Raw genomic sequence first — 25,187 nt, forward strand, 5'->3', positions numbered from 1 at the left:
ATGACAGCCATCGAACGTCGCAGCAATTCGTGTTACAAAAGAATCTGGCAGACTTATGTTCTCAATTAAGCTGGGGTTTATATTTCGACAAGGATGAAATCAAGTGGATTTGCCAGGTACTTTTGACGCTTGGGAGAAGCGTCTCGTCGACTATTTTCTGGCAATTGGCCCAGATGGCGATGCTAGCCCAATCCGAGCCTTTGAAGTCACCTCGAGCACGTTGACCCTTGCTTGCGGTGCCGAGCGCGGAAACGAAGCAACGGTTGAAGAGCTCTTTCGCAAAATGCTATCGCGTGATCCTCTATTGATGGATTCGCTTCGCGACGGTGCTCAGCGGTTTGAAAATAACAATGTGCCCAACTGCTTTTCCTACCTCGCATTCACGTTGCTGATCGACAATCTGCTAGAGGGCAATGCACCGCAGAGCGGTGAATATCGTCATAAGCTTGTGAAATGGCTGGGGGCTAACACTACTGTCTCCAACCTGCGTGGCATTGCTCTGATGTGGGAGGGCTTGGAGCGATGGCTGGACAAGCGCATTCAAGCAGGCGAACCGTTTCGTCGCCTAGTCTTGCCAGACCCCGGCAATTGGACACATATAGGTTATACACGCCGTCTGTCCTTTCCGAGCAAGGCAGATCTGAAGCTTGTAACCAACTTCTGTCAGGGTCATCCAGGAGCAAATAGAGATCTGCACATCAGCATCGCAGCGTTTCCGAGAGAACTGGTGGATGATCGTGCCTCTTGGGGGCTTCGCAATGCGTTTGAAGAGTTTCGAGGCGCTTACTACTTGCAACGCCGCGCCTTGGGCGACCTTCGCTTCTGGCGACTCCTGGAGCGTGCTTCCACCCTTATTGGTCGTCCGTCACGCAGTAGTGTCACGATCGAGATGCTTTTTGACGCAGATAAGTGCGCGCTTTTTTTTGCTTATCGTGATGAGCATGGCGAGGCTGCGCCTTTCACTACTCTAAATAGTGCGCTGGTTGCAGTCGGCGCTGAAAATAGCGAGAACTTGTCGACAGCCGCCTCACTGGGGATAGTGTTCTTCCGCTTGATCGGTACTGGCCGTTGGCGAGCAGAGCCCGAGGCACGCGATTCAGCGTTCGGGTTGCATATCGCTGTTGCTGATAGACATAAACGAAAAATAGGTGATCGACTGGGGCCCCTTGCAACTAGCGGTGATTGGGCGATCACAACTAATCCTCTGAGCGTTGAAGTGCTCAAGGATGCGCTTAATGAAGCAAAATTGCTTCCTTCCAAGAAGGAGTTGATCGTACGACCGTGTCTTTCTGGCGGCATTCGTAGCGGTGGTATTTGGCTGGGCCGTCCGCGTTTCTTCCCAAGCCTCGATTCCGATACCTGTGACTATGTAATACGGGATGCACTGCCACGAGGATCGGGCTGTTTGCTGAAAATTGAGAAGGGGCAGCTCATGGCCCCTAAATCAATTGATGGCGCCTTCTTCATTCATCCTGTAAAGCTTCGCGGTGAAGATCAAGCCCCATGGAATATTCGCCTGCAGTTCGTCCGCAATGCTTTTGTACACCCGATGCTCGACGGCGCACGCTACAGACTGTCACCATTAAAGGACTGGATTGCGGATCAGAGCCTTCCTGTCGATGTTAGTACTCAGGACATATTGGGCTGGGAGTTGGGTGAGCCCGCCTGTGTAGATCTTCTTGAGGCGGTTTACGCAAGCGGACAAAGCGGATGGGAGGAGGCGCAGATTATTGCGCTCCTCAAATGTGCCGACGATGTTATGAGTCCTTGGCTGCTTTTGCGTAGTCTCAGAGATGCGGGCATTGTTGAGCCGCGCCTACGCAGCGGCTGGAAAGGACGAGTTTGGACATTAAGGGAACCAGTGATCATCGAGGTTTATCTCGATGGGCAGACTTTAGTGCTGGTGGAAGGTGCACTTTGCACGCGAATGGTTGAAGACTTCAAGCTAGCAGCTGAAGGACTGGGCGGGATTCCCTTCCGACGTTTAGGAGTTACAGATTGGGCCGTGCCTCTATTCGGTGCGCAGAACGTTCAAGGTCAAGCCATTGCCGAATGTCTTGGCTGGCGCTTCGAGAGCGCGTTTTTATCGCCATCTGAGAAACCGCTAGCGTTTGTGGAAACACCGCATCAGGCCCTGCACTACGAACAGACTAGAGCCTGGTCTTGGACGAAAGGTCGTTTTGTATCTATTGACGAAACTCAAGAGAGCGTTCGTCTAGTGCGCCTGACCCATACCGGCGAGCGTGACCACGATGTCTACAGCGTCGAACAAAATGGGCTCATACGTCACTATTTCTCGCATACAGCAGCCATCGTCTCGGCCTATGCTTTGGCCCGAAAGCCATTGTTTAAATGGAGTTCCGAAAAAAACCTAATCGTCCTTACAACGCTTGAGGGCGGACTTCCCGACGCACTAGCTGCAGCAATGCGCCGGCGAATGCTACGCAATGGGGGGCCTTCTAGCTGGGAATATATATATCCCGCGAATCGCGAGATGGTGTGCTGGCTAGATAGGGTACTACCCGGTTGCATTGGCGGGTCATTCCATGGCCCGCAGCAGGCTAAGCTGAGCCTTATTGGGGTCACTCGTCGCTCCTCTGGTCGTTTGCGCCTACAGTGGCGTAACGGCTCAACCACAATTTAGTATTTATTTGGAATCAGGTTCACCATGGCGGCAAACTTGGCGTGGTATATCGGGCAATGCGTAAAACGGCATGATGTCAATATGACTGTGAAAGTGGTTGCCATTCGATCAGAAGAAGGATGGTCGCTTCTCGATAATCCCCAAAAGCTTTTTCCAAAAATGGGCGAAGTGGAAGTTCGCTTAAAGAACATCTCAGAACACCATATAAACGATTGGATTATCTTTCAGGTAGCTCAAAGAGAGCCACGTGGGAAATGGAAGGCTTCGACCTACCGCCACCTGATACCCTTTTTTGATCTCCAGGATATTGGCAGTCTTGAAGTATTGCGTAGTCGTTTGACTGTGGATGGCTTAGATGGACCAAGTCATAGCGGCAATTGGGTGATTCGCTATACAGGAGATCGCATCCTCATGCTCGGCCTCATGCGCTCATCAGACAATCGGTACCGTATGGCGACTGGCGGCTGTTTCAATGTCTATGCCTACGAACCCGAGTATTTGCATAGCGTGCCGTCAGATGGTGCTGATGTTGGTCTCTACGAGCTAAAAAGAGGCGGAGAATGCATTGAGGAATTAGATTGGGCATCTGACGAGGATTACATTAAGCGAATTGTGCGTGCTATGGCAGCTGTGCACGACTCACGTGCTGACACAGTCATAGATTGGTTGAAGCGCCATGCTGACGAGGCAACCGGCCAAGTAGGAACCAGTCTGGTAGATTGCCTTGCAGCCCAACAAAACGCGAGATCAGGTGAGTTAGCTAAGCGCTTATTGGCTGACAAAGAACTACTTGGGGAACTGACTGAAGCGCTTTTAGCTGATCCACGGCTGCGTTCTCGTCTCGAAAGCGAAACTCAATTGATCGCCGAGCAGGAGCGAGGATCCATCCTTGCCTCCCTCTCGACCGAGCTAGAGAGGGAGATTAACGCACTGCGCGAACAGCGTTTTTTGGCAGTTGATTCTGAGTTGAAGTTGCTTGAGGCGGAGAAGCGCGAATCACTGAATATTCAACTCAATCAAGATATGACTTCCAATTTGCTGGCAATGAGCGACGAGATTGCCGCTCGCCAAGCGGTAATGGAGGGCGAACTTGAGACGCAGCGCGGTAACCTGCAGCAAGGCTTGGACTTCCTTGCGGCGCAACGCGAGACAATACTCGGCGAACTGAGAACACTAAGCACCCAAATAGAGGACAGCCAAACGACCCTGTCGGACCTTCGATTGCTTGAGTCTAAAGCAGTCCTGGAGATTACTACGCTCCAAGAGCAGGCTGCCTCTATCCACGTGCCGAAGAGTGTCAAGCTTGAGTCTGTACTGCGCTTCGATCCGCCACAGACCGTTCCGATCCTCAGCGTTGGGGACATGCAACAAGCCATCACGAGCTGCATGCTACTTACGACTGTAGGTAAAGAGCGAATGTCCCAGTTTCTTGCATTGATACTGGCCGGTGAAGTGCCGGTAATTCATGGATTGGAAGCGCAGGATTTTCTTCTTACTGCTGAGACGTTACTTTCTTCCGGACGATCGATGCGCCTGGAGGCCGACCCAACTGTAATTACCTTTGAAGACCTTTGGCTTCGAGCAGGCACACAGCTCCCGACAAGCCTAACTCATGGACTAGAACTCACCTGCGGACAGTCACCTACAACCGTACTTGCCATTATCGAACATGCTGAGCGATCTGGGGCCCGTTTCTGGCTACCAGCGCTCTCGGACCGGTGCCGCCGGGGTGAATTGCCAAGGCGCTTTCTTGTTTGCACAACGGTTGAAGACGAAGAGTGTGAGGAGGCTCAGGCAATTCGGAGCCAAGCTCCCTGGATCGACACCAGTGGGGCGATTACTCCTTCGGGGGCGGCCTTGGCGCTCGTTGTTTTCGCACCCAGCAATATTCGACAGCTTGATCCGGGAGCGCGTAGCAGGGATGTCTCTCCAGCGATGGTGACGGTTGCGCGGTTTGCAAACCAGCTCACACTGGCGAATTCATTGCGATTAGCCCGAGCGGCAACGGAGTGGATCCGTTTGAACCCAGGAAATCAATACGAGCAAATTCCATTAGCTCTTGCCGAGTTTTTCATTAATCAGTCTGGCCAGTCTGGGCGCATGAAATCAAAGTCATAAGGAGATGAGTCTGTGTTAGACCCAATTGGTGGTTTCCGTCGAATCCAAGATTTTGTCATCAACTATGTTGAGACAAGTTTCCGCATTTCTAATAAAGCGGCAGCGGAGGCGCGTCGGAATCTTCTGATGACGGTCGACGTATTGGCTACCGATCCATTTATCGAGCCGGTACTGCGCTATCAGTCGCACTCAAAGAATCTTGAACAGCTTGCACAGTTGGATGATGGTCCGCTCGCGCCGATCAGTAAAGACGGCAGGCAAGCCTTCGTCGAGCTAGCGCTTTCCGGGCTATTCCAAGGTGCGCGTTGCGAGGGCGAGATTAGACGAAAATCCTTATTTGCGCCTTACGACCATCAGGTCGAAATGCTAAGGCGCGGATTGCTGCCGGGCAAGCCGGGTATCGTAACATCTCGTACCGGCAGCGGAAAAACAGAAAGCTTCATGTTGCCGGTACTAGCTGCAATTACTAATGAGGCAGTGTCTTGGGTTGCCCCTGGCAGCGAGTATCTAAAGAAAAATTGGTGGCTTGAAGATAAAGGGCAGTGGTCCGCCCGGAGGCATGGTGAAAATCGTCCAAGTGCGGTCAGAGCTTTGGTGATCTACCCGATGAACGCCTTGGTCGAGGACCAAATGCAACGCCTCCGAAAAACACTAGACTCTGACGATGCAAGAGAGGTGATGCAAGAGCGCTTCAAAGGCAATCGACTTTACTTCGGTCAGTACACCAGCTCCACGCCTGTTACCGGCTTTGAGTGTCATCCGCGCATTGCCGACAATAAAGAGGAAAAACAGCGTCGCACCCGGCGCGTTACGCGGCTGCGAGATGCTATGCAGGGTTTCAAACGTGATCAGGATGCTGCGCTCGCTTTTGACTGCCAGGCAGAGTTAACTACCGAGGAGGGGAAAAAGGCTTCCGATGAGACTCGTTACATCTTCCCTTCCGTAGACGGTGGTGAAATGCTTTCGCGTTGGGACATGCAGGCAGATCCACCAGATATTCTGGTTACGAACGCATCCATGCTCGGCACAATGCTCTCGCGAGAAGTAGAAGAATCTGTGTTCACTAAGACACGAGACTGGCTGCTGAGTAATGATGACTCTTACTTTTATCTTGTATTCGATGAGTTGCACTTAATTCGCGGCTCAGCAGGTACCGAGACAGCATTTTTAGTTAAGACGCTTATTCAACGACTGGGGCTCGATCAACCAGCTCATCGATACAAATTGCGCTTACTCGCCTCCTCCGCTTCTATGCCAATAGACGGGAGTCTTGAAGCACAGTCGCTTGTTTATCTGCGCGATCTATTCGCTCCATATGGTACGAGCCAAAACGCAAATGATCTGGGAGCCATTGATCCTGAGTTCTGGCGAGACTGTATTGTCGTGGGTACTCCACACCTACCGGAGTTTTCTGGAGGGTTGATAAAAGCTCAGCCCTTTGTTGATTTATTCGAAACCGCGTTAAGAGGCAAAGACGGATTCGTCGCTAGAATTTCTAATGCTGAAGCTCTCAACCCCGCTGTGGAGCACGCAGCTAGAGCTTTGGGGAGTACCTCAGGCGGAGCTGTCGACCGAGTCAAAGCATTAGCCGAGTTAGCTGCCGCTGTATTGACGCAAGCCTGCCGTGAAGGAAGCGACGTTCGCGCTACGTCAGCGAAAGATTTGGTCAGTCGTATCTTCCTCCCCGATTCCGGTGATGAGGACAAGGCATTACGAGGACTACTATTGGCTCGCGCGCTCCCGGAATCAGGCGCGTGGGATTCGAGTGTTTCTCCGACCACTACAGCCTTTCGCGTACACACGTTTATCCGAAATATTGAAGGACTTTTCGCTTCAGTCACGCTTGACGGTATTACCCCAGTGTTCGAGGATTTTACCGTGGAGCGTGGCGTAACCCACGCGAAGCCTCGAATAGACGGTGGGCGAGGCCGCCGATTGTTTGAGTTGCTGTACTGTGAGGCCTGTGGGGATCTTTTGATCGGCGGCCAACGAGGTCAAAAAGTCGCAGACGGTATAGAGACAGAGCTTCTCCCTTCTGCGGCAGACTTAGACAATATGCCTGAGAAGGTAGGTTCTGAATACTACGACAAAATGACACTTGATGAGTTTGCCGTATTTTGGCCTCGCAGGGTGCAGTGGGCGGCCTCGGATCGAGATTATGATGACTGGGAGGCTGCAAGTTTAAATCCAGAAACAGGACTGGTGTCTATTAAAGCAAATGTCCCCTCCGGACACATTGGAGGTTATTTATATCGTCAGCAAGAGACAGCAGTGAAAGGTCGTAACGGTAAAATCACGGGGCCTCTAATGGCCCAGCCGTTCTGCTGTCCGAAATGTGGCACCGATTACTCCAACCGCCCGATTTTCAGCCGCTCCCGTTCGCCAATTCGAGCATTCAGAACAGGTGTGACTAAAACCTCCCAATTGGTTGCTACCGAGCTTTTCGAATTATTGCACGCGATTGGGGCTGAACCAAAAGGTATTGTTTTTTCTGACAGTCGACAGGATGCAGCTAATCAGGCGTTAGAGATCGAGACTCTGCATCTGCGAGATCTGCGGCGTGAAGTCTTAGTAAATGCAGCGAGAGAAATGGTTAAGAAGTCGAAAGAAGAATGGATCGATCCACTCGAATTTGGGCAGCTTATGCAGTCGCTTGTTACGAAGCAGTCGGAAATGGAATTGCTTGCCGAAAAGTTCACCAAACAAATAACCTCAGGAACGCAGAAAAACAGCGACAGGGTTTCCCTTAGCAAACTCCTTCAGTGCAGCTCTGACTCTAGTCTTGGCGCCCTTACATCAGACTTTGTCTCTCTCGGTGTCCATCCATTTGATCGTTTAGGAAAGAAACATTTCCAAGGGAAAATTTGGCACGATTTGTTTGTTCAACACGAAGGGAAATCAGCTTACTCCCATAAGTTAAATGACGTTCAAAAAGCTGATCTCAACGCTGACATACTAAAAGGTCAATATGAACTTATCGACGACGTAATTTTTGCAAACACTTTCTTTGCATTGGAAGAAACCGGATTGGCATATCCGTCCATCATGGATGGGAATGATGAAAAAGCAGACCGACTCGATGCGTGGTTACGGGTTTTTGCTGGGGCCTATCGTGTTTTGGATAATAAATTTGTTAAAGGCGATGACGTAGTAGAGTGGCTTTCAGGCACGGACATAAAAAATAAACGAGTGCATCGATTTGCCCAGGTTGTATTTCCAGAAGGTTCAATCGATGGCCTTAGCAGTATTCTCAATGAGCTCTCAACTTTAGGCTATCCAAGCGGCATAATCCATGTCGGAAAGTTATTTCTGAAAATAGCGAAGGAAGATGATCCTTATTGGCGCTGCAACAATTGCGAGCGAGTACATCTTCACCGTGGACCGGGAAGGTGTACTCGCTGTGGAGAAGGACTTGCCGAGCAGGCGACGGGGCAAGCAGGAGAGTTGTGGCGTAATAACTTTCTAGGTCGCCGGATCGTTCGAGGGCAAGAAGAAAAAGTTGCCCGATTCCGTCTGCGTGTGGAAGAGCTGACGGGGCAAACGGATGACTTTTCGGATCGCCTACGCAAGTTCAAAGGGATCTTTGTTGATGGCGAAAGTGAAATACAAAAGCGAGCTCAAGAGATCGATATGCTATCTGTCACAACCACTATGGAGGTTGGAATCGACATAGGAGCCTTGCAGAGTGTATATCAGGCTAACATGCCTCCGCAGAGATTCAATTATCAACAGCGAGTTGGTCGTGCTGGCCGCCGAGGTCAAGCATTCTCACTGGTCATTACCTTCTGTCGCGGTCGAAGTCATGACGCGTATTATTTCGCGCACCCACGTGCAATTACTGGCGACCCACCGCCTCCTCCTTTCCTTGCTACTGGTCACGACCCCATTCCTCTGCGTTTAGTACGCAAGAACTGGTTGCGTGCCGCATTCAAATACTTACGTGATGAGTGTGCAAGAGTTGGCGATCTATATCCAGGCGACCTAGTAATGCCACCTGATGTTCACGGTGAATACGTATCAACTCAAGATTATTTTCATAATACCGCGGCGAACTGGCCTCGGCGCCTGCATGATGCACTTACCACAACCATCACTGAACGTGATAATTTTATTACAGCAGCATCCTTTGACCCCGAACAGCAAAATCGCCTTAAAAATAAATCTGATGTCAATATTTTGATTAAAGAAATCGACGACCTTAAAGCATACGCACCAAATTCGGAGATGGGACTTGCACGCTTCTTGGCTGAGTGGGGATTATTACCTATGTATGGTATGCCTACGCGTGTTCGTAACCTATACCTGGGCCTTCGTTCTGTAAAAGTAGGCGCTACAGATGATTACGAGTGGTCCACTATGGATCGTGACCTTGATCTTGCTGTGTTCGAGTATGCACCAGGTGCGGTGCTAGTCAAAGATAAGCAGAAACATCGTGTTGTCGGCTTTACCGGGAGTCTATCTACTCCTCAGGGTTTCAAAAAAAATGATCTATCGATAAGGGCGCTGTCCCGTTGGTATGAGACTGAAACTTGGGTAGCTGTTTGTAAAGACTGCGGCTCAGCAACTAGGAGAGATTTGATACCACAAGCATCGCTGAGGTGTGATGACTGCCAAGCGGAAATTCTTCCTGAAGAACTGAAACGATATGTAACTCCCTCTGGATTTCGCACTGACTTTAATCCAAAAGACGGCGAAGAAGACGTTGGGCGAATGTCCGTTCGCAGCATGGCTACCTTGGTGAGTCCAGGTGATCGACTGGAACATGGGAACATAACTGTAATGCACGGTGCCGGCATAACGATCATGCAAATGAACGACGGGGTCGCAAATATTGATGGAGAGGGGGAAGGCTTCCTTGTTCAGGAAGCTTCAGACCTGAGGGTCACTATACCGTCGGGCAGCACAAAGCCCCCTAAAATTGATGGTGAGCTCCAAGCTTATGAGGCAGGCTGGCTCGGAAATGCTCGCAGCACAAGTGGGGGGCTGGCTCGCTGGGGAAATATCGGAAATCCATTACCTCGATTTGGATTGATCTCATGCAAACAGACAGAATCTGTTCAGCTTGAATTGGGGAGGTTTGATTTTCGGCTTGATCTGGCACATGTAGCGCGACGAGGTAAATATGATCGTCTTTCAATCCGAGCTGCTGCGATTAGTGCGACGCAAATACTAGTCCAAAAGGCTGCTCTAGAACTAGACGTTTCTGCCGATGAGTTTGAGGCGCTGGAACCGCGCGTGCGTTCGGGAAAACCTCTCCTACAGATCGCCGACGCGCTAATCAATGGATCTGGCCTCTGCCGCCGTTTAGGTGAAACAGTTCCTGGCGGCTCGCGACCGAAAATTCTAGATATCCTTCACGATGCCTTGGAAAAACACGATCAATGGCCGCTTCTAGATTTTCTTAGTATGTCGGCAGATGGGGATCACTCAGCTCAATGCCATACGTCTTGCTACCGTTGTATTCAGCGGTTTGGTAACCGTCGATATCATGGTCTTCTTGATTGGCGCTTGGGATTATCCTATCTACGTTCAATGGTCACGCCGGATTACTCATGTGGCATAGACGTGCGGGATGCGGCCTATCCAGAGATCATGGGCTGGCGTGAACGAGCGGAATGGTTAGCAGAAAACATTGCTCAGATGCGCCCCGGGGTCTTAACTCCCGGAAAACTTAGCCATTCGGGGCTACCTTTCCTGCTGGAACGTAAAGGCAGCGGTGAAACCCGATACGTGATTGTTCACCCACTTTGGAGTTTAGAGACTAGCGCGCTATCTGACCTACTGGGAAATGACTGGTCGCCAGAGTTACGCTTCGTTGATACTTTCAACTTGGAGCGACGCCCTCTCAAAGCCATGGCCAGTTGGATGAAAGCTCGCTGAGATATTTTGGCCCTTTCCATTGGGAAAGCGCGAAAAGCAGGTGTGACATGACACCATGTCTGCACCCATCATAAAAATAGCCGCTTCAGTAGTGACCGGAAGCGGCTGTATTTTCTAAGAATATGGGAGGCAACCACCATCTCGTATCCAGTTCATTGCTCTGTAACATGCTGGCGCAGACACTCGAAAAGACATCTCAATCCCCGCCCAATAGCGAACTGGGACGTCGAAGTGATGGTCTGATTCATCTTCTTGAATTTGAGCGGGCCCACTCCTAGAAATCCTCAGACGTTGCTAACCGCAGGCACACTTCTCGTGTCTACAGTCAGCGGACACTGCCTACCACAGAAGCTCGCTGCACGGATGCTATTCAACCGTGTAGATCAATGACGTCTATTTCTGATGTTTTCAGTTGCTATTCGATTTAAAGCAAAGAGAATATTTATGATCGAAGGTGTGCAGATAGCCGTCATCGACCCCATCACATGCCTGAAGTTCCGCTTGTTCAAGCTATTCGCGTACTGGCAGGATCGACCGCACCGGGAATCATTGCGGTTCAAGATTGCACTTCGCTCTGCGAAACACTACCTACGCGACTTGCTCGCCCATGACGGATACCGGTGCATACCAGAACATATCCGTCGAATTAAGGCCTTAGCCCTGACGCAGCTCGGCAAACGTGTTTATGTAGAATATGGAATCGACACGCTGGACGTCATCTCGGACGATCCGGTGCTGTTTCCAGCTGTCTATCTGAATCGGGAACGATCCGAACATGATTCGTCAAATTGGTGATATACGCCGACGCAAGTTAATTCAGTACCAACGATTCGCTTGTGGCCCTATTCATCTTAGCCATAATCAGCCCGCACTTCGACGCGCCCCAACAACTAAATTTTGACACCCCCCTCAAGAATTCGAGCGGCAAGACCGTCTTTAAAATGAAAATAGCTAGCCATTAAAAATAAAACCAGTTGCCCCCATCCGAGATATATTGTGGGCTGCGCCACCATCCCAAAGTAAAACAGCAAAGACATTGCAACCAAGAAAAATCGCTTCGCCGAATACAGCCCAAACTGCGTATCATCCGCAGTGCGATACTTAATTGCAGATCGAGACATTCTCACCGCGATCTGGCCAAAGATAATACAGGACACTAACGACCAATCAGGCGCTAGTAAAATATCTTTCCAAGACGATGTATAAAGTTTAATTGCCACAAGAAAGACAAAAGGTGTGACTATGAAGATGTACTCGGAAAAAAGCTCCGCCCACATCGTGTTTCGTTTTTTAGAAGAGAGGCTTTGTTTCATGCTGTAATCCGACATCGCGGTGAATTTGCAAAACTCTTACGACTTTCGCACCCGAAATGAAGGGTTTACCTTTCCCCGGAGGCGGAGAGTAAATTTCAATTGAAACCTCAGCCTCCATAACGTCTCTGGGACCAATAGGTGCTATAGAGCCATCTTGGTACTGCTCAAGCCACGGGAAGTCAGTGATCTTGGCATTGTAGCGATTGTTCGTACTGGCGCTGAGCATAGCCCAAGCTCCTTTACCGATGTTGACTGGCGCTCTGACGTAAAGTTTATCCACGCAGCCTTTAGTTTCAGTCGTCCCTTGAAACATCTCTTTGGGATTCGCGTTAAAACGCCAGTGAGTATTGATAGCTGTAACATTTTCCGATTCAACGATGCTAGCAGAAGCGCTCTCCTCAGGAAGCAGCCTCTTATTTGCTTCTGACAATTTATTCAATGCGTGTGCAAAAGCTTTTCGATCAATTTTTGGGGCAAACATCTGTTCATCATTAAACTTAGCTAGTTCAGCTTCAACTCCTGACGCTAGCTGATCAACCTCTTCTTCAGTAGTGGTACTTTCGAGACCCGCTAGGTCTTCCGCTAATTTCATGCTTGATTCGAAAACAGCAGTCTCGAACCATCCCTTCAGGCGTCCAGGAACGGCCTTGAGCACACTAGCAACTGAACCAGTCTCGACATCTTCAAGCCGAAGAGCGAATTCTCCCTGCGCACCGAGGCTCCCGACCATGACTTGGCCTATCGCTTCGTAGGCCTCAATATAACTACTCATAGCCTGAAAAATTTCAGCTGGCCGTTGACGCTCCTTCAAAAAGTCAATTTTTATTCTCAGCGTCTCGTGCATTCCTAACTACTTCCTTGAAGATGAGCAAACGTCTACCAAATAGGCAGTACGGTCATGCGGGTCAGGCAGGATAACCTCTACCGCCGATAGTGGCAAAATGTCCCCACCAGCGTCAGGGAAGCTCAAATCTCGCATCACCCTTGCCGGCTGCCCCAAGCCTAGGCACAACGAGTCGTCAAAAAATGAAACACTGTACATATAAACAGTATCCATTATTTCAACCTCATCCGCAATGCGTGTCAGCCGGCGGGCTCCGAATGCGCTATGCAGAAACTACTAGAAAACATTAATGTGCGGGCTCGAGGCAGATGAGTCCCCTAAGAATGAGAGCGTTGATTAGACGGAGCTGCACCTCTTTCCGTATAGGCGGTATTCCAATTGGTATTCCAGAACGAAAAAAAATACATTTTATATTAATAATTTCAATAAGTTGAAATAACAGTTCAACTTACCCCGGCCCACCAACTCTCAACGACAAAGCCCGCCAAGTGCGGGCTTTGTCGCATCTCGCCGTCCCATCCAGCCCCCACCGCAAAAAACCAATCCCTCCCCACACACCTCAATGCTCATGCCGATGATGCACATCCGGAAAATGCGCATGGCTATGCCGCATCGGCGTATGCACATGCGGATGACTGTGCGGCTCCGTTCCATCCCAGTCAGCCCCATGCGTATGCTGGTGATGCTCATCATGTGTGTGGCGATGATCATGCTCGAGCCGTTCGTGCTGATGCTCATGAATATGGTTTTCCATCAAGTGAATCCATACCCCCACGGCCATTAACGCCGCAGCGAGCAGGAACATCAGCGATACCGACTCGCCCAGCAGCAGAATCGAGATACCTGCGCCCAGAAACGGTGCGGTGGAAAAGTACGCGCCGGTGCGCGCACTGCCCAGCCCGCGCAGGGCGAGGACGAACATCACTAGGCTGACGCCGTAACCGAGAAACCCGACCAGCAGGATGGGCACCAGCGTGGTGGCCGCAGGCATTTGCGTGCCGATGAGCAAGGCCAGGCCGCAGTTGACCAGACCGGCGACTAGGCCTTTGCTGCCGGCGATGAACAGTGCGTCCGAGGCAGAGACTTTCCGCGTGAGGTTATTGTCGATGGCCCAGCAAAAGCAGGCGAAGGCGACGGCCAGCGGGCCTGTGCAATCTTGCGCCGACACGGCCTCTTGCGGCCAGGACAACACGACACCGCCGGCCACGATGGCGAGCATGCCGATCACGATTCGCCGATCGGCGTTTTCCTTGAACACGACCCACGCCAGCAGCGCCGTGAGCACTGATTCCAGATTGAGCATCAGTGACGCGCTCGCGCCGGAGGTTCTGGTCAAACCGAACATCAATGCCACCGGCGCCAGCACGCCGCCGAAGCCGATGGCTCCGACCAGCCACGGCCATTCGCCGGTGCCGAGTCCGGAACGCTGCCAACCTCGATCGCGGGCAAAGCGCAGGACGGTCAAACCCAGACCGCTGCCCAGATAGAGCAATCCGGCCAATAGAATCGGTGAAATCTGTACGCCCAGCAGCTTGGCGAGTGGCGTACTGGCGCCAAACAACGCTGCCGCAACCAACGCGTAGAGCACGCTCACATTCATGACGGGATCACTCGCTCGGGCCGATGAAATATTGGCAACGATCATGGCAAAACTCAGGTGAGAATTATGTGAACGGTTTCGCCAGCTGACCACATGCCTTGAAATGACCTTCCGTGATCATCACGACTGCTGTTTGGTTTTATCGCCACGCCCTCCTTCCCACACCGAACGTCCTAGGAAAATTCCCGCAACACGCGTCGACTTTGGTGAACTGGTGGACAGTTCCTCAGGACGTTACGCTCCACGACCACTGCCATCCAACGGACGGTTTGGCAGCCGCAACTGCAGTGAATGTTCACTCCACGGAGCTACGTCATGAAAAAGACCCCACAACTTTCGCTGGTTGGCTCGGCACCTTCCGACGCGCCCGCTTCCAGCCCCCAACCTCAGTCGAACACCACCGCACGCGCCGAGGCGACCCGTCGGCGGCGTAGCGTCCCGCTCAATCAACTCATCAGGGTGCGCGACGATGTCGACACACTGACCCTGCTCACCCACGCCAGCGAGATTCTCGACTCCCTCGTCGCCATCAGCGCAAACCTTACCGATGAGTTCGACGGCTCGAAACGCCATGTGGCGGTGGCCATGAAGCAACTGAGCGCACTGGCCGAGATCCTGGTCTGCCGGGCGCGGGACAATCTTGACCCGCAGGGACCGCAAACCAGCGGGCCTGAAACCCGCCATTGACGGGTGAAACTGTAGAGTCGCACCGTCGCTCGGGTGAGCATCGGACAACGCCGAGCCGCCCATCGAGATGAATTTTTCTTCACTGCAGCTGCGCGGCCAAGCCTTGTACAGTCCGCTCGCTCATTCAAGAAACTACGGTTCGCCCGCGCTCCTGCGGGCTTTTTTTTGCCTCGGATTTACCGCGTCAGCCTGTGAGGGCTTGCTCTCCCACAGGTGAGTGCGCCAACCTGCCGGAAGATCCGCCACTCCGGAGTATCCGATGCCGCTGTTGACCCTGCCCTGCCAACGCCTGACGCTCGCAATATTCGCTCCGGATCAGGCCGAACTTGAAAGCGAGTTCTACCAGCGCAACCGGCGCCACCTCGCGCCATGGTCGCCGATCCGCACCACCGAATATTTTTCCACCGAGCAGATTCGCCGACGCCTTGAAATACAGGCCAGCGCATTCGAGGCCGGGCTGGCCATGCACTTCGCGCTGTTGACCCCGGACGGCCAGCAAATGATCGGCGCCTGCAACTTCAGCGGCATTATTCGCGGGGCCTTTCAGGCGTGTTATCTGGGCTATCACATTGATGAAGCCCAACAGGGACAGGGCTTGATGCATGAAGCGCTGGAGGCTGGTATCGACTACATGTTCGATATCCAGAACCTGCATCGGATCATGGCTAACTACATTCCCGGCAATGAGCGCAGTGAGCGCTTGCTTGAGCGTCTGGGCTTCGAACGTGAGGGTTACGCCAAGGCGTATCTGAACATTGCCGGGCGCTGGCAGGATCATGTGCTGACGGCCCTGGTCAATCCGCTGTTCGAAACGCCGGAGAAGCGTTGGTCACGACAACTGGCCTAGCTTCACAATTTATTCAGGATTGCCGCCGTATGCTCAGGCTCCCGCCCCTTCCGGTTGCCTGAAAGCCATGTCGCGTGCCGCCACTTCGCTGTTTCTGCTTGCCGCCCTGCTGTTTTTCTTCGGCTTGGGCGGCCACCAATTGCAAGGCTCCACCGAGGCCCGCGTCGCCGGGATCGCCATGGAGATGCACCTTGATAACGATTGGGTGACGCCTCGCCTGTTCGGCGAACCGTTTCTGGAAAAACCACCACTGAGTCTGTGGCTGGATGCTGGCGCCATGCGTGTGTTCGGTGTTTCACCGTGGGCCGTGCGGCTGGCGTCGGCGGTGGCTGGCTTGCTCAGCGTGATGCTGCTGTACGGCATGTTGCGCCGCTTTGAACGGCCGAAAATGATTGCCTGGACGGCGGGCATTCTGCTCGCGACTATGGCCAGTTACTGGAGCAATGTGCGCGGGGTCGGTGAGGATGCTTTGCTCGCCCTCGGAGTGACCATGGCGCTGCTGGCCTTTTTCCAGGCGCAACGGGCGTCGACCGCGAGCAACTTGCTGTTGTTTGTCGTCGGGATCGCCATCGCTACATTGAGCAAAGGTGTGCTGGGGCTGGCCATGCCGGGAGTGGTGATTTTCGCCTATCTGCTGGCCGACAACCTGATGGACAAGCGCCTGAAAATCACCGATTGGCTGCGGCCGGGCTTACTGACCCTGGTCGGCTTGATTCCGCTGCTGATCTGGCTCGTCATCCTCTTCCAGCACGGCGGCGCACAAGCCGTCAGAGAAGTGCTGTTGACCAACAGCGTCGGACGCTTCAGCGGATCGTTCGTCGAGGCCGGGCACTATGAGCCGTTCTATTACTACCTCGCCAAACTGCCGGAAGCCTTTCTGCCCTGGAACATTCTGGTGTACCTGGGGCTCTGGCATTTCCGCAAACAATTGAAGGCCAACCGCTACTTGCTGTTTTTCAGCCTGTGGATCGTTGCGCAGTTCGTGATGCTGACGTTGGCGTCGAGCAAGCGCACGGTGTACCTGATGTCGATGACGCCAGCCGCAGCGGTGATCGCGGCAGAATATGCAGGCGTGTTGTTCGAACGATTGAAGCTGTACGAATCCGCCAATCAGTTCATAGGCCGAATCGCCCGTCACCGTCAGACATTGGCAGTGACTGTGCTCACGCTGGTGATCGGCAGTTATCTCGCCGCCGCGCAATGGGCACTGCCCCACGCCGACAAAAAGCTATCGTTCCTGCCATTGAGTGCAGAGATTCAGACGCTGCAAACCGCCGGACATCAGGTCGCACTGTTTCAGGCCAATGAGCGGGTCGGTGGCGCTACGGTCTTCTATACCCAGCAAGTACTCAAAGGGCTGGATACCGAAGCGCAGTTGCGAGATTTCCTCACGGCCTCGCCCTCGCATGTCGTGGTGATGGCTGGTGACAGTGAACCCACGCCGCCACTGAAAGTACTCAAGACCATGATGGTCGGGCGTCAGGCGTATTACTTCGTCGGCTATTGAGGCCTGCGCAGCCACATAAAAAAACCCGCCGGTGATTGGCGGGTTTTTCATTTCATCCGAACGGGTTCAGAGAGAAATCTCAGGCTGAGTACTGAACGCTTTCTGTGTGCGCTTGCTCAGCACCGGCACATCCAGCCGTGCCCGCCCGTAAAAGGCCAGCGCCGTCAGCAAACACGCCAGCCAGACGAAGATCCCGGCCCAGAAGGTGTGGGACATGTAGTGCCAGCCTTGCAGGACGCGAGTAGTGCCATAAACGAATCCCAGCAACAGCGAGCCCCACAAGATTGCACTGGAAAAACGCCATTGATAGCGCCGCGCCACGAAATACAGCGCCAGCATGGTGAAGCCGCCCGACGCATGACCACCCGGCCAGCACCGGCCACTACCGGCTTCATGGAACAGTTGAAAGTTGCTGTACCACTCAATGTGAGCCATTTTCCCGCCGTACAGCGTGGTTTCGATCGGGCAGTAAACGCTGGTGTGGGATTTAAGGAAGTGAATCACTCCCGTGCAGACCGCAAATGCGAACACTACAAACAGAAAATCCCTACGGTGATCAGCGGCAAATCGCAGCACCGGCGCGACTTTGCTGCGCTCCAGCATTGCACCGAGTCGCGGACGTTTGTGCGGATTGACCAACGGCCAGACCACCGATAGCAGCGCGCCGATCAGAGCGATTTCCGCCGTCCAGTTGGGAATGATCCGCGCCCATTTATGCGTGAGCTTTTCAAAGAAGTGGATTTTGTCGAGCGGGAAGGACTGCGTCAGCGGATCGAACAACAGGTTGCTGAAGGCGATGTCGATTTTGGTCATGTCGAACATCAGGAACACCAGCGCCGCGCAGGCTAGCGGAATGCCGAAGTTATAAAGGTAGAAACGAGATTTCATCGGGTGGTCACCGTGCGCCAGTCGGAGGCTTCAATGAAGCCGAGCATCTTGGGAGCCGCCGGGCTGGCAGCGGAAACAAACAATGACGAGCCGTAACCCATGTCCGAAGTCGGCACTTTGAGGTCTTTCTCGATCTGCGCCATGCATTCGCTGTGGGTCACCAGTACCAGATTGCGACCGGGAACCTTGTGGGCCAAGGCGTCCTGCAACATGCGGCCCCGGCAGTTGATCAACCAGTCGTCACCGCGGGCGGCATGGTTGAACATGTAACCGGCGGTCTGCACCGTGCGCATCGACGGGCTGTTATAGATGTCGACGTTGTTCAGGCCCAGTTGTTCGAACCTTGCACCGACCGCCACCGCGACACTGCGCGAGCGATCGGTGATGCCGTCGTTGCCACTCAGGCACGCGGCTTTCGAGTGATCGCAGCGCTCGACGTGACGCACCAGCACGATCATCTCGCCCTTGGCCCAACCGGCTGTCAGCGCCTGCGCACCGGCGACATTGCCGTGGGCCAGATCCGGCACCGCCGCCGGCGCCAGCAACCACAGGGTCAGCGGGATCACCAATACCGATGCCGCCAACACCACCCAAGTGTTGCGAAAACGCGCCAAAAAGCTCAGATCGATCGAGCGTTTGACGCCGAACAGACTCAGTCTCAATTCCACAAAAACCGCCTCGCCACTGTGCATCACGGGTTCATTCGATGCGGCGAAGGTACAGAGGCGCGCGTGGGCAGCCAGTGAAACCCATGTGAAAAAAGTCTTGGGATCCGATGTTACAAATTCCGTAGGACAAAATCCTTTCAGCTCTGGGAAATGCGGCCGATACAAACCTGCTAACACCCTTGCTGGCTCAAAAAAACAACAATCTTCCAGCCTAACCGACGACAAGAAACCCAACGTTTCTGGAGGATTTTTGATGAATAGCTGGTTCGGCAACATCAGCGTGAACATGAAACTGGGCCTGGGCTTCGGCCTCGTGCTGGCCCTGACCTGCGTGCTGGCCCTGACAGGCTGGACCAGCCTCGGTGGCCTGATCGACCGCAGCAACTGGATGAGCGACATCACCCAGCTCAATGCCGGTCTGACCAAACTGCGCGTGGTGCGCCTGCAATACATGCTGACCAATGGCGATGAAACCGCCGCACAGAATGTGCAGACCACCCTTGAAAGCTTCGCCGCGCAACAACAGAAGCTGATCAACAGCTTCAAGAGCCCGGAAAACGTCAAACTGCTCAAGGAGCAGGCCGCGACCATCGCTGAATACCAGACGTCGCTGAACAAAATGCGCAACGCCTATCGCACCGGCAACAGTGCCCGCGACAGCATGAGCGTGAGTGCCGAGACCGCGTACAACCAGATCGAATCGATCAGCAAACGCGTGCAGCAGATGGACATGAGCGAGCAGCGTTTCGATCAGTTCCAGGCGATCACCGCCGCCAAGGAAGCGTTCATCCTCGCGCGCTACGAAGTGCGCGGTTACACCGCTACCACCAATGCCGAAACCGAGCAGAAAGCCGTTGGCCAACTGGATGTGGCGATCGCCAGCCTCAAGCAACTGAACGTGCATTTCGCCGACTCTCAGCAAGACGCCCTGCGTCAGCTGGAAACCGCACTGGTTAACTATCGCAGCGCATTGATGGCGTATAAAAACGCCAACACCGACGCCGTGCAGGCCCGCAAGGAAATGACCGATCAAGGTACCGCGATCGTCAACACCAGCGAGCAGCTGTACCAGATCCAACTCGACCGTCGTGACATCGAAAGCGCCCAGGCGCGTACCTTCCAGTTGATCAGCACCCTGCTGGCACTGTTGGTTGGCGTGATTGCTGCGGTGATCATCACCCGTCAGATCACCCGTCCGCTGCAAGAAACCCTGGCCGTGGTCGAGCGCATCGCCAGCGGCGACCTGACCCAGAACGTCACCGTCACCCGCCGCGACGAACTCGGTGTGCTGCAACAAGGCATCGCGCGCATGGGCGTAACCTTGCGCGACTTGATCAGCGGCATCCGCGACGGCGTCACCCAGATCGCCAGCGCTGCCGAAGAACTCTCGGCCGTGACCGAGCAGACCAGCGCCGGCGTGAACAGCCAGAAAGTCGAGACCGATCAGGTCGCCACCGCCATGCACGAGATGACCGCCACCGTGCAGGAAGTCGCGCGCAACGCCGAAGAAGCCTCGCAAGCGGCTGCCGCCGCTGACGGCGAAGCCCGCGAAGGCGACAAAGTGGTCAACGAAGCCATCGCCCAGATCGAACGTCTGGCCAGCGAAGTGGTGCGTTCGACCGAAGCCATGAGCGTGCTGCAACAGGAAAGCGACAAGATCGGCAGCGTCATGGACGTGATCAAGGCTGTGGCTGAACAGACCAACCTGCTGGCGCTCAACGCTGCGATCGAAGCCGCCCGTGCCGGTGAAGCCGGTCGTGGTTTTGCCGTGGTTGCCGATGAAGTTCGTGGCCTGGCTCAGCGCACGCAGAAATCCACCGAAGAAATCGAAGGCCTGGTCGCCGGTCTGCAGAACGGCACCCAGCAAGTCTCGGCCGTAATGAGCAACAGCCGCGCCCTGACCGACAGCAGCGTCGCCCTGACCCGCAAGGCCGGCGCATCGCTGGAAAACATCACCCGTACAGTGTCGAACATCCAGTCGATGAACCAGCAGATCGCCGCCGCTGCAGAACAGCAGAGCGCCGTGGCCGAAGAGATCAGCCGCAGCATCATCAACGTACGCGACGTGTCGGAACAGACCGCAGCGGCGAGTGATGAGACGGCAGCGTCGAGTGTTGAACTGGCGCGTCTGGGTGGGCAGTTGCAGCAGATGGTCAGCCACTTCCGCGTTTGATCCTGATTTCGCGCTGAAGCTACAACCGAATCGCGAGCAGGCGAAGGCCTACAGGTAACGCGTCGATCACAGATTATGTGGGCGACGCCAATTCCCCTGTAGGAGTGAGCCTGCTCGCGATTGCGTTATGGCTTGCCCTACTGATGCGTGGTCATACCGTGAAACTGCGTGCCCCGCTTTCAACGCGAAGGCAAATCCAGCTCAACTCCGCCAACGCTTCTAAAGCGCTCTTGGATCCGACTCCCCAAGCCGCCAGTGGATTGAGTCTGTTCCAGAGCATTCTTCAAAATCAGACACGCTTGCTCTTCCATCGATCGACCATTGAGGTCGGCCGCTACCCTCAGCGCTTCATAGAGCTGAGGGTCAAGATTGTCGATGATCAAACTTGCCACAATGCTCTCCGTCATTACTGAAATCGCAGCAGCGGAGGCTACCATGAAGCTTTTGCTGCGACGGTTTCAGGTTGTAACGCCAGAAAAGCATAGACAGGTCTGCTATCTCACCGAGTGCCACGCTGCCGCAACGCCGACGGCATGAAGTACGCATCCTCCGGCACCGGCTGCGCGAAATCGACAGTCTCCGCCTCTTCGTTATCAAGGTTCTGCACGTAGTAACGACGCGCCTGCAAATCGTGGAAAACATCCAGCGCACTCCACGTCGTCGGCAGGTCGTAGAAGTTTTTCAGGTAGGCCATCGACACCCGCCACAACTCCCCTCGCCCATCGTATTGATCGACCAGCGCGGCGCCCCAGCTGTCTTCATCGAGAAACAGCACACGCTTGGAATAGATGTGCCGCGAGCCCGGTTTCAGGTTGCCTTCCACCACCCAAACCCGGTGCAGTTCGTAGCGGGTGTATTGCGGGTTGAGGTGGCCGGGGGTGAGCAACTGCGCGTATTTCACCTCGGGGCTGGCGACTTTGTAGTTGTTGTAGGGGATGTAGATTTCCTGTTTGCCCTTGAGCTTCCACTCGTAGCGATCAGGCGAGCCGTTGAACAGATCGGTGTCGTCGGCAGTGCGCAGTCCATCGGAGGATGCGATCGGCGTGTCGTAGGCGAGGTTCGGCGCGCGACGCACGCGGCGTTGGCCGGCGTCGTAGATCCAGGCCTGGCGTGCGTCCTTGAGCTGATCGAGGGTTTCGTGCACGAGGGCGGCACCGCCGGCCAGTCGCGCCGGGCTTTTCACGAAGGCGAGGTAGTAGAACAGGATGTTTTTCAGGTCGGCGAACTGGCCGTTCGGGCGGTAGTAGTTGAACAGCGCTTCCTGCTGCGAGGTCACCAGCGCGAAGCTGCCATTGCGTTGCACTGGCGCTTCGGAGGCGCGGCGCACGACGTAGATGCCGCGATAGCGGGTGATGTGGTTCCACAACACTTCAACGCCGTCCTTGGGCACCGGGAATGGCACGCCGCCGTAAGCATCGGAGAAGCCGCTGCCGCCTTCGAGCAATTTGGCCGAGGTGGCGTTTTTCAGGGTGTTGTCGTACAGCCATTGCGGCGCTGAGCCGGAGCGGCGGGATGGGTAGATCGGCATCTGGAAGGTGTCGGGGTAGCTGTTGAACAGGGCGATCTGGCCGGGGCTGAGGTGGGCTTTGTATTGGTCGAGATTGGCTTTGGTGATGGTGAACAGCGGTTTGTCCGCCGCGTATGGATCGGGGTGATGCTGACCGGGTTTGTAGCCGGCGGGCGCCTGGGTGATGCCGCCGGTCCAGGAGGGAATCGTGCCGGCAGCGTTGCCCGCGCGCTCGGCGCCCATGGGGGTCAGGGTGGTTTTCAGTTGTTCGGCTTGTTTTGGGGTGATGGCGGCCAGAGCGGCGCTGGCAGCCAGGCCCAACACAAGCCCTAGCGAAGCTTTGGTCAATCTTGAAGTGTGAAACATAATCGATCTCCGAAACGGGAGTGAGGTCTGCAAATCACCGTAGATCCCCTGTAGGAGTGAGCCTGCTCGCGATAGCGGTGTGTCAGACAACATCTACAGCGACTGAAAATCCGCTATCGCGAGCAGGCTCACTCCTACAGGGGGTGCGCCTGTGTTCTGGATATCAAAGGAAATACTTGAGGTTGAACCCGACGTTATCGCGGTCGCGAATGCCGTTGTTCTGCCCGCCGCCGTAGAACTCGGTGTACTGCAACTCGGCTTCAAGCTTGTTCTGGTAGTTGGCCTTGATCCCCAGCGTGTAGGCCTTGCGCCCTTCGATGGTGTTGCCGGCCTGATAGCTGTTGCCCTCGAAATCATCCTTGTAAACGATGTACGGCGAGACGTTGACCCCGGCGTACACGTCGTTCCAGGTGCCGTTGAGCATCGCCGTGTAGCTGTAGGAATTGCGGTTGACCTGATCGTCGCGATCACCGCCCGACACATAGGAATAGTTACCGGTGCCTGCGTAGTAGCGACGGCTGCCGTCATACCCGGTGTATTGCAGGCTGCTGCCGCGCAGGTGCTCGGAGGCCAGTTCGAAGATGCCGAACAGCGAGTCGAACGAAGCGGTCGGGCCGAAGTTGTAAATGGTCCCCAGCGAGGTGTTGAACGCTTCGACACGTTCGGCGTTATTGATCTCGCTGTTGAGATTGACCATCTGCCCGCCGACGTTGATCGACCGACCCGTCACCGCCACAGCTGCACCGTTGGCCAGGTCGCCAATCAAATCGTTAGTGGCCGCAACGCCAATCGGCAGATTCGGCCGGTAAGCAATTTCACCGAACACCGAGGCCTCGCCCAGCGTAGTGTTGAAGCTGAAGCCATACATCCGGATGTCTTCGGCATAACGCCGATGCGCCTGGATGTTGCCCATCACATCAGCCGTGGCCAGACCATTGGCCAGCGCCCCGGCCTGACTGCCCGCAACGCCGGACAACAGGTTGGTCAGGGCATCCATGTCGATGCCTTTGTAGCCGCCGAGATCGGCAGCGATGGTCGGCTCCTTGGCGTGATAATTGACCATGTACAAACCAAACTCGGTGCTATTGAGCTGTTCGGCGATGTAGCGAAAGGCAAAACCGAACTGCCCGTCGTTGCGCGCGTTGTAGTCCTTGCCGATGCTCGCCACTTTCAGCGTGTTGCCATAGGCCGGCGTCACGCCATTGGCGTACAGCCCGGTGCTTTGCAGGGCGGAGTTGAGCAACGGGTTGTTGCCCAGCGCGCTGTACAAACCGATGACGTTGCCAAACCCCGGAACCGGCGTGTCGAGCGCGGTGCCGCTGAAGTTGTTGTAACCGGTGTTGCCGCCGTCGGCGAACAGGTCGGTCTGCGAGTAGAAGGTGCCGACCGGGTCGATGCGGGTTTCCTTCCAGTTGGTCTGGTAGAAACTCTCCATGGTCAGCGAATCGGTCAGGCCGACGTTGAAGCTCAGCGCCTCCACTGGCACCAACACTTCCTTCACTTCGGCGCCGGGCAAACGGTACTTGGCAGCGTCCACCGGGTTGGTGGTGTTGATCCCGCCGCGATAGAAAATCCCCTCGCCCCAGTTGAACACCTGACGACCGACGCGCGCCGTCACTGGCATCTGCAAGACGTCCCAACTGCCATGCACATAGGCATCGAGCATCTCGATGCGGCTGCCGGCGATGTCGCGGGTCTGGCTGGTGAAATGGTTATCCTGCGGGTAGCTCTGGCTCGGTTGCGAGGGGCTGTTGTTGTCGTAGTAGTCGTTGCGCTTGTCCATCAGTTGCGTGTCGTAAAACGCGGTGCCGCGCACGAACACGCCATAGTTCTGATAGCTGGCTTCAAGCTCGGAGGTGATCTTGTACACCTCGGAAACCAGCCCGGTGTCGAAGTTGCGATTGCCGTCGTTGGTGTTGACGTCATCGTTAGTCTTGTCGCGGCCCTGCACCCGCCACAAACGGCCGTAAGACAAGGTCGTGTCGACAGAGCCGGTGACCTGTTTGTCCATCAGGCTGAACTCCACCGCGTGCGCCGCATCGACTGCGCACAACTGCAGCAGCCCTGCCAGGCCGACACCGGGGAGCGCGGCGCCCGTCAGGCGCAATCGAGTGTTGATCATCTGTTCCTCCTTCCCTGTTTTTT

Annotated in this window: 16 protein-coding genes and 1 pseudogene; 9 read left to right on the forward strand and 8 right to left on the reverse strand. The window is 54.6% G+C overall.

The window, feature by feature from the left end; all coding sequences use genetic code 11:
• Positions 1 to 103: 103 nt before the first annotated feature.
• The 4 genes from ACI514_RS21510 to ACI514_RS21525 all read left to right on the forward strand — a co-directional run bounded on the left by ACI514_RS21510 (position 104) and on the right by ACI514_RS21525 (position 11,437).
• Complete coding sequence (locus ACI514_RS21510; RefSeq protein WP_257356989.1) at positions 104 to 2,644, forward strand: hypothetical protein; 2,541 nt, start codon at positions 104 to 106, stop codon at positions 2,642 to 2,644.
• Between the two features lie 81 nt (positions 2,645 to 2,725).
• Positions 2,726 to 4,762 carry a hypothetical protein gene (locus ACI514_RS21515; RefSeq protein ID WP_405122332.1) on the forward strand — a complete coding sequence of 679 codons (2,037 nt, stop codon included), beginning with the start codon at positions 2,726 to 2,728 and terminating at the stop codon, positions 4,760 to 4,762.
• A gap of 12 nt (positions 4,763 to 4,774) precedes the next feature.
• Positions 4,775 to 10,642, forward strand: coding sequence for a DEAD/DEAH box helicase (locus tag ACI514_RS21520; protein WP_405122333.1), 5,868 nt, complete (start codon positions 4,775 to 4,777; stop codon positions 10,640 to 10,642).
• A gap of 444 nt (positions 10,643 to 11,086) precedes the next feature.
• On the forward strand, positions 11,087 to 11,437 hold the full coding sequence (locus ACI514_RS21525; protein ID WP_405122334.1) for a hypothetical protein: 351 nt from the start codon (positions 11,087 to 11,089) through the stop codon (positions 11,435 to 11,437).
• A 95-nt stretch (positions 11,438 to 11,532) separates the two neighbouring features.
• Here the strand turns inward: ACI514_RS21525 and ACI514_RS21530 are convergent, their stop codons facing one another.
• From ACI514_RS21530 to ACI514_RS21540, 3 genes are all read right to left on the reverse strand, one after another.
• Positions 11,533 to 11,955: a hypothetical protein gene (locus tag ACI514_RS21530; RefSeq protein WP_257356985.1), complete on the reverse strand. Its 423-nt coding sequence runs from the start codon at positions 11,953 to 11,955 to the stop codon at positions 11,533 to 11,535.
• Positions 11,933 to 12,799 carry a hypothetical protein gene (locus ACI514_RS21535; RefSeq protein WP_257356984.1) on the reverse strand — a complete coding sequence of 289 codons (867 nt, stop codon included), beginning with the start codon at positions 12,797 to 12,799 and terminating at the stop codon, positions 11,933 to 11,935. Before ACI514_RS21535 ends, ACI514_RS21530 begins: the two co-directional genes overlap by 23 nt.
• Before the next feature lie 559 nt (positions 12,800 to 13,358).
• A complete protein-coding gene (locus tag ACI514_RS21540; RefSeq protein WP_405122335.1) occupies positions 13,359 to 14,399 on the reverse strand; it encodes an EamA family transporter in 1,041 nt (346 codons plus the stop codon).
• A gap of 315 nt (positions 14,400 to 14,714) precedes the next feature.
• Between ACI514_RS21540 and ACI514_RS21545 the strand changes: the two genes are divergently transcribed.
• From ACI514_RS21545 to ACI514_RS21555, 3 genes are all read left to right on the forward strand, one after another.
• Positions 14,715 to 15,086: a DUF6124 family protein gene (locus tag ACI514_RS21545; protein WP_405122336.1), complete on the forward strand. Its 372-nt coding sequence runs from the start codon at positions 14,715 to 14,717 to the stop codon at positions 15,084 to 15,086.
• Positions 15,087 to 15,345: 259 nt separating this feature from the next.
• Positions 15,346 to 15,933 carry a ribosomal protein S5-alanine N-acetyltransferase gene (gene rimJ, locus ACI514_RS21550; RefSeq protein ID WP_405122337.1) on the forward strand — a complete coding sequence of 196 codons (588 nt, stop codon included), beginning with the start codon at positions 15,346 to 15,348 and terminating at the stop codon, positions 15,931 to 15,933.
• A 67-nt stretch (positions 15,934 to 16,000) separates the two neighbouring features.
• Positions 16,001 to 17,440: an ArnT family glycosyltransferase gene (locus tag ACI514_RS21555; RefSeq protein ID WP_405122338.1), complete on the forward strand. Its 1,440-nt coding sequence runs from the start codon at positions 16,001 to 16,003 to the stop codon at positions 17,438 to 17,440.
• A 66-nt stretch (positions 17,441 to 17,506) separates the two neighbouring features.
• On the opposite strand, the gene ACI514_RS21560 is transcribed toward ACI514_RS21555, so the two are convergent.
• Together ACI514_RS21560 and ACI514_RS21565 are read right to left on the reverse strand one after the other, a co-directional pair.
• Positions 17,507 to 18,328: a phosphatase PAP2 family protein gene (locus ACI514_RS21560; protein ID WP_405122339.1), complete on the reverse strand. Its 822-nt coding sequence runs from the start codon at positions 18,326 to 18,328 to the stop codon at positions 17,507 to 17,509.
• Positions 18,325 to 18,996 (reverse strand): histidine phosphatase family protein, encoded by a 672-nt coding sequence (locus ACI514_RS21565; RefSeq protein ID WP_405122340.1) that lies wholly within the window; start codon positions 18,994 to 18,996, stop codon positions 18,325 to 18,327. The genes ACI514_RS21560 and ACI514_RS21565 overlap by 4 nt, the downstream gene beginning before the upstream one ends.
• Positions 18,997 to 19,384: 388 nt before the next feature.
• Here ACI514_RS21565 and ACI514_RS21570 point away from each other — a divergent pair.
• Positions 19,385 to 20,311 (forward strand): annotated as a pseudogene (locus tag ACI514_RS21570) (methyl-accepting chemotaxis protein); the annotation flags it as partial.
• A gap of 144 nt (positions 20,312 to 20,455) precedes the next feature.
• The gene (locus ACI514_RS21575) at positions 20,456 to 21,169 is read left to right on the forward strand and encodes a methyl-accepting chemotaxis protein (protein WP_371042694.1); all 714 of its coding nucleotides are present in this window, start codon (positions 20,456 to 20,458) and stop codon (positions 21,167 to 21,169) included.
• A gap of 179 nt (positions 21,170 to 21,348) precedes the next feature.
• Here the strand turns inward: ACI514_RS21575 and ACI514_RS21580 are convergent, their stop codons facing one another.
• The 3 genes from ACI514_RS21580 to ACI514_RS21590 all read right to left on the reverse strand — a co-directional run bounded on the left by ACI514_RS21580 (position 21,349) and on the right by ACI514_RS21590 (position 25,164).
• On the reverse strand, positions 21,349 to 21,561 hold the full coding sequence (locus ACI514_RS21580; protein WP_026000704.1) for a FitA-like ribbon-helix-helix domain-containing protein: 213 nt from the start codon (positions 21,559 to 21,561) through the stop codon (positions 21,349 to 21,351).
• A gap of 107 nt (positions 21,562 to 21,668) precedes the next feature.
• The gene (locus tag ACI514_RS21585) at positions 21,669 to 23,042 is read right to left on the reverse strand and encodes a DUF1329 domain-containing protein (protein WP_405122341.1); all 1,374 of its coding nucleotides are present in this window, start codon (positions 23,040 to 23,042) and stop codon (positions 21,669 to 21,671) included.
• Positions 23,043 to 23,205: 163 nt separating this feature from the next.
• Entirely contained in the window at positions 23,206 to 25,164 is a 1,959-nt protein-coding gene (locus tag ACI514_RS21590; protein ID WP_405122342.1) for a DUF1302 domain-containing protein, read from the reverse strand.
• Positions 25,165 to 25,187: the final 23 nt, after the last annotated feature.

This window comes from Pseudomonas sp. M20 (genome assembly GCF_045037865.1).
In the GTDB taxonomy this organism is placed as follows: domain Bacteria; phylum Pseudomonadota; class Gammaproteobacteria; order Pseudomonadales; family Pseudomonadaceae; genus Aquipseudomonas.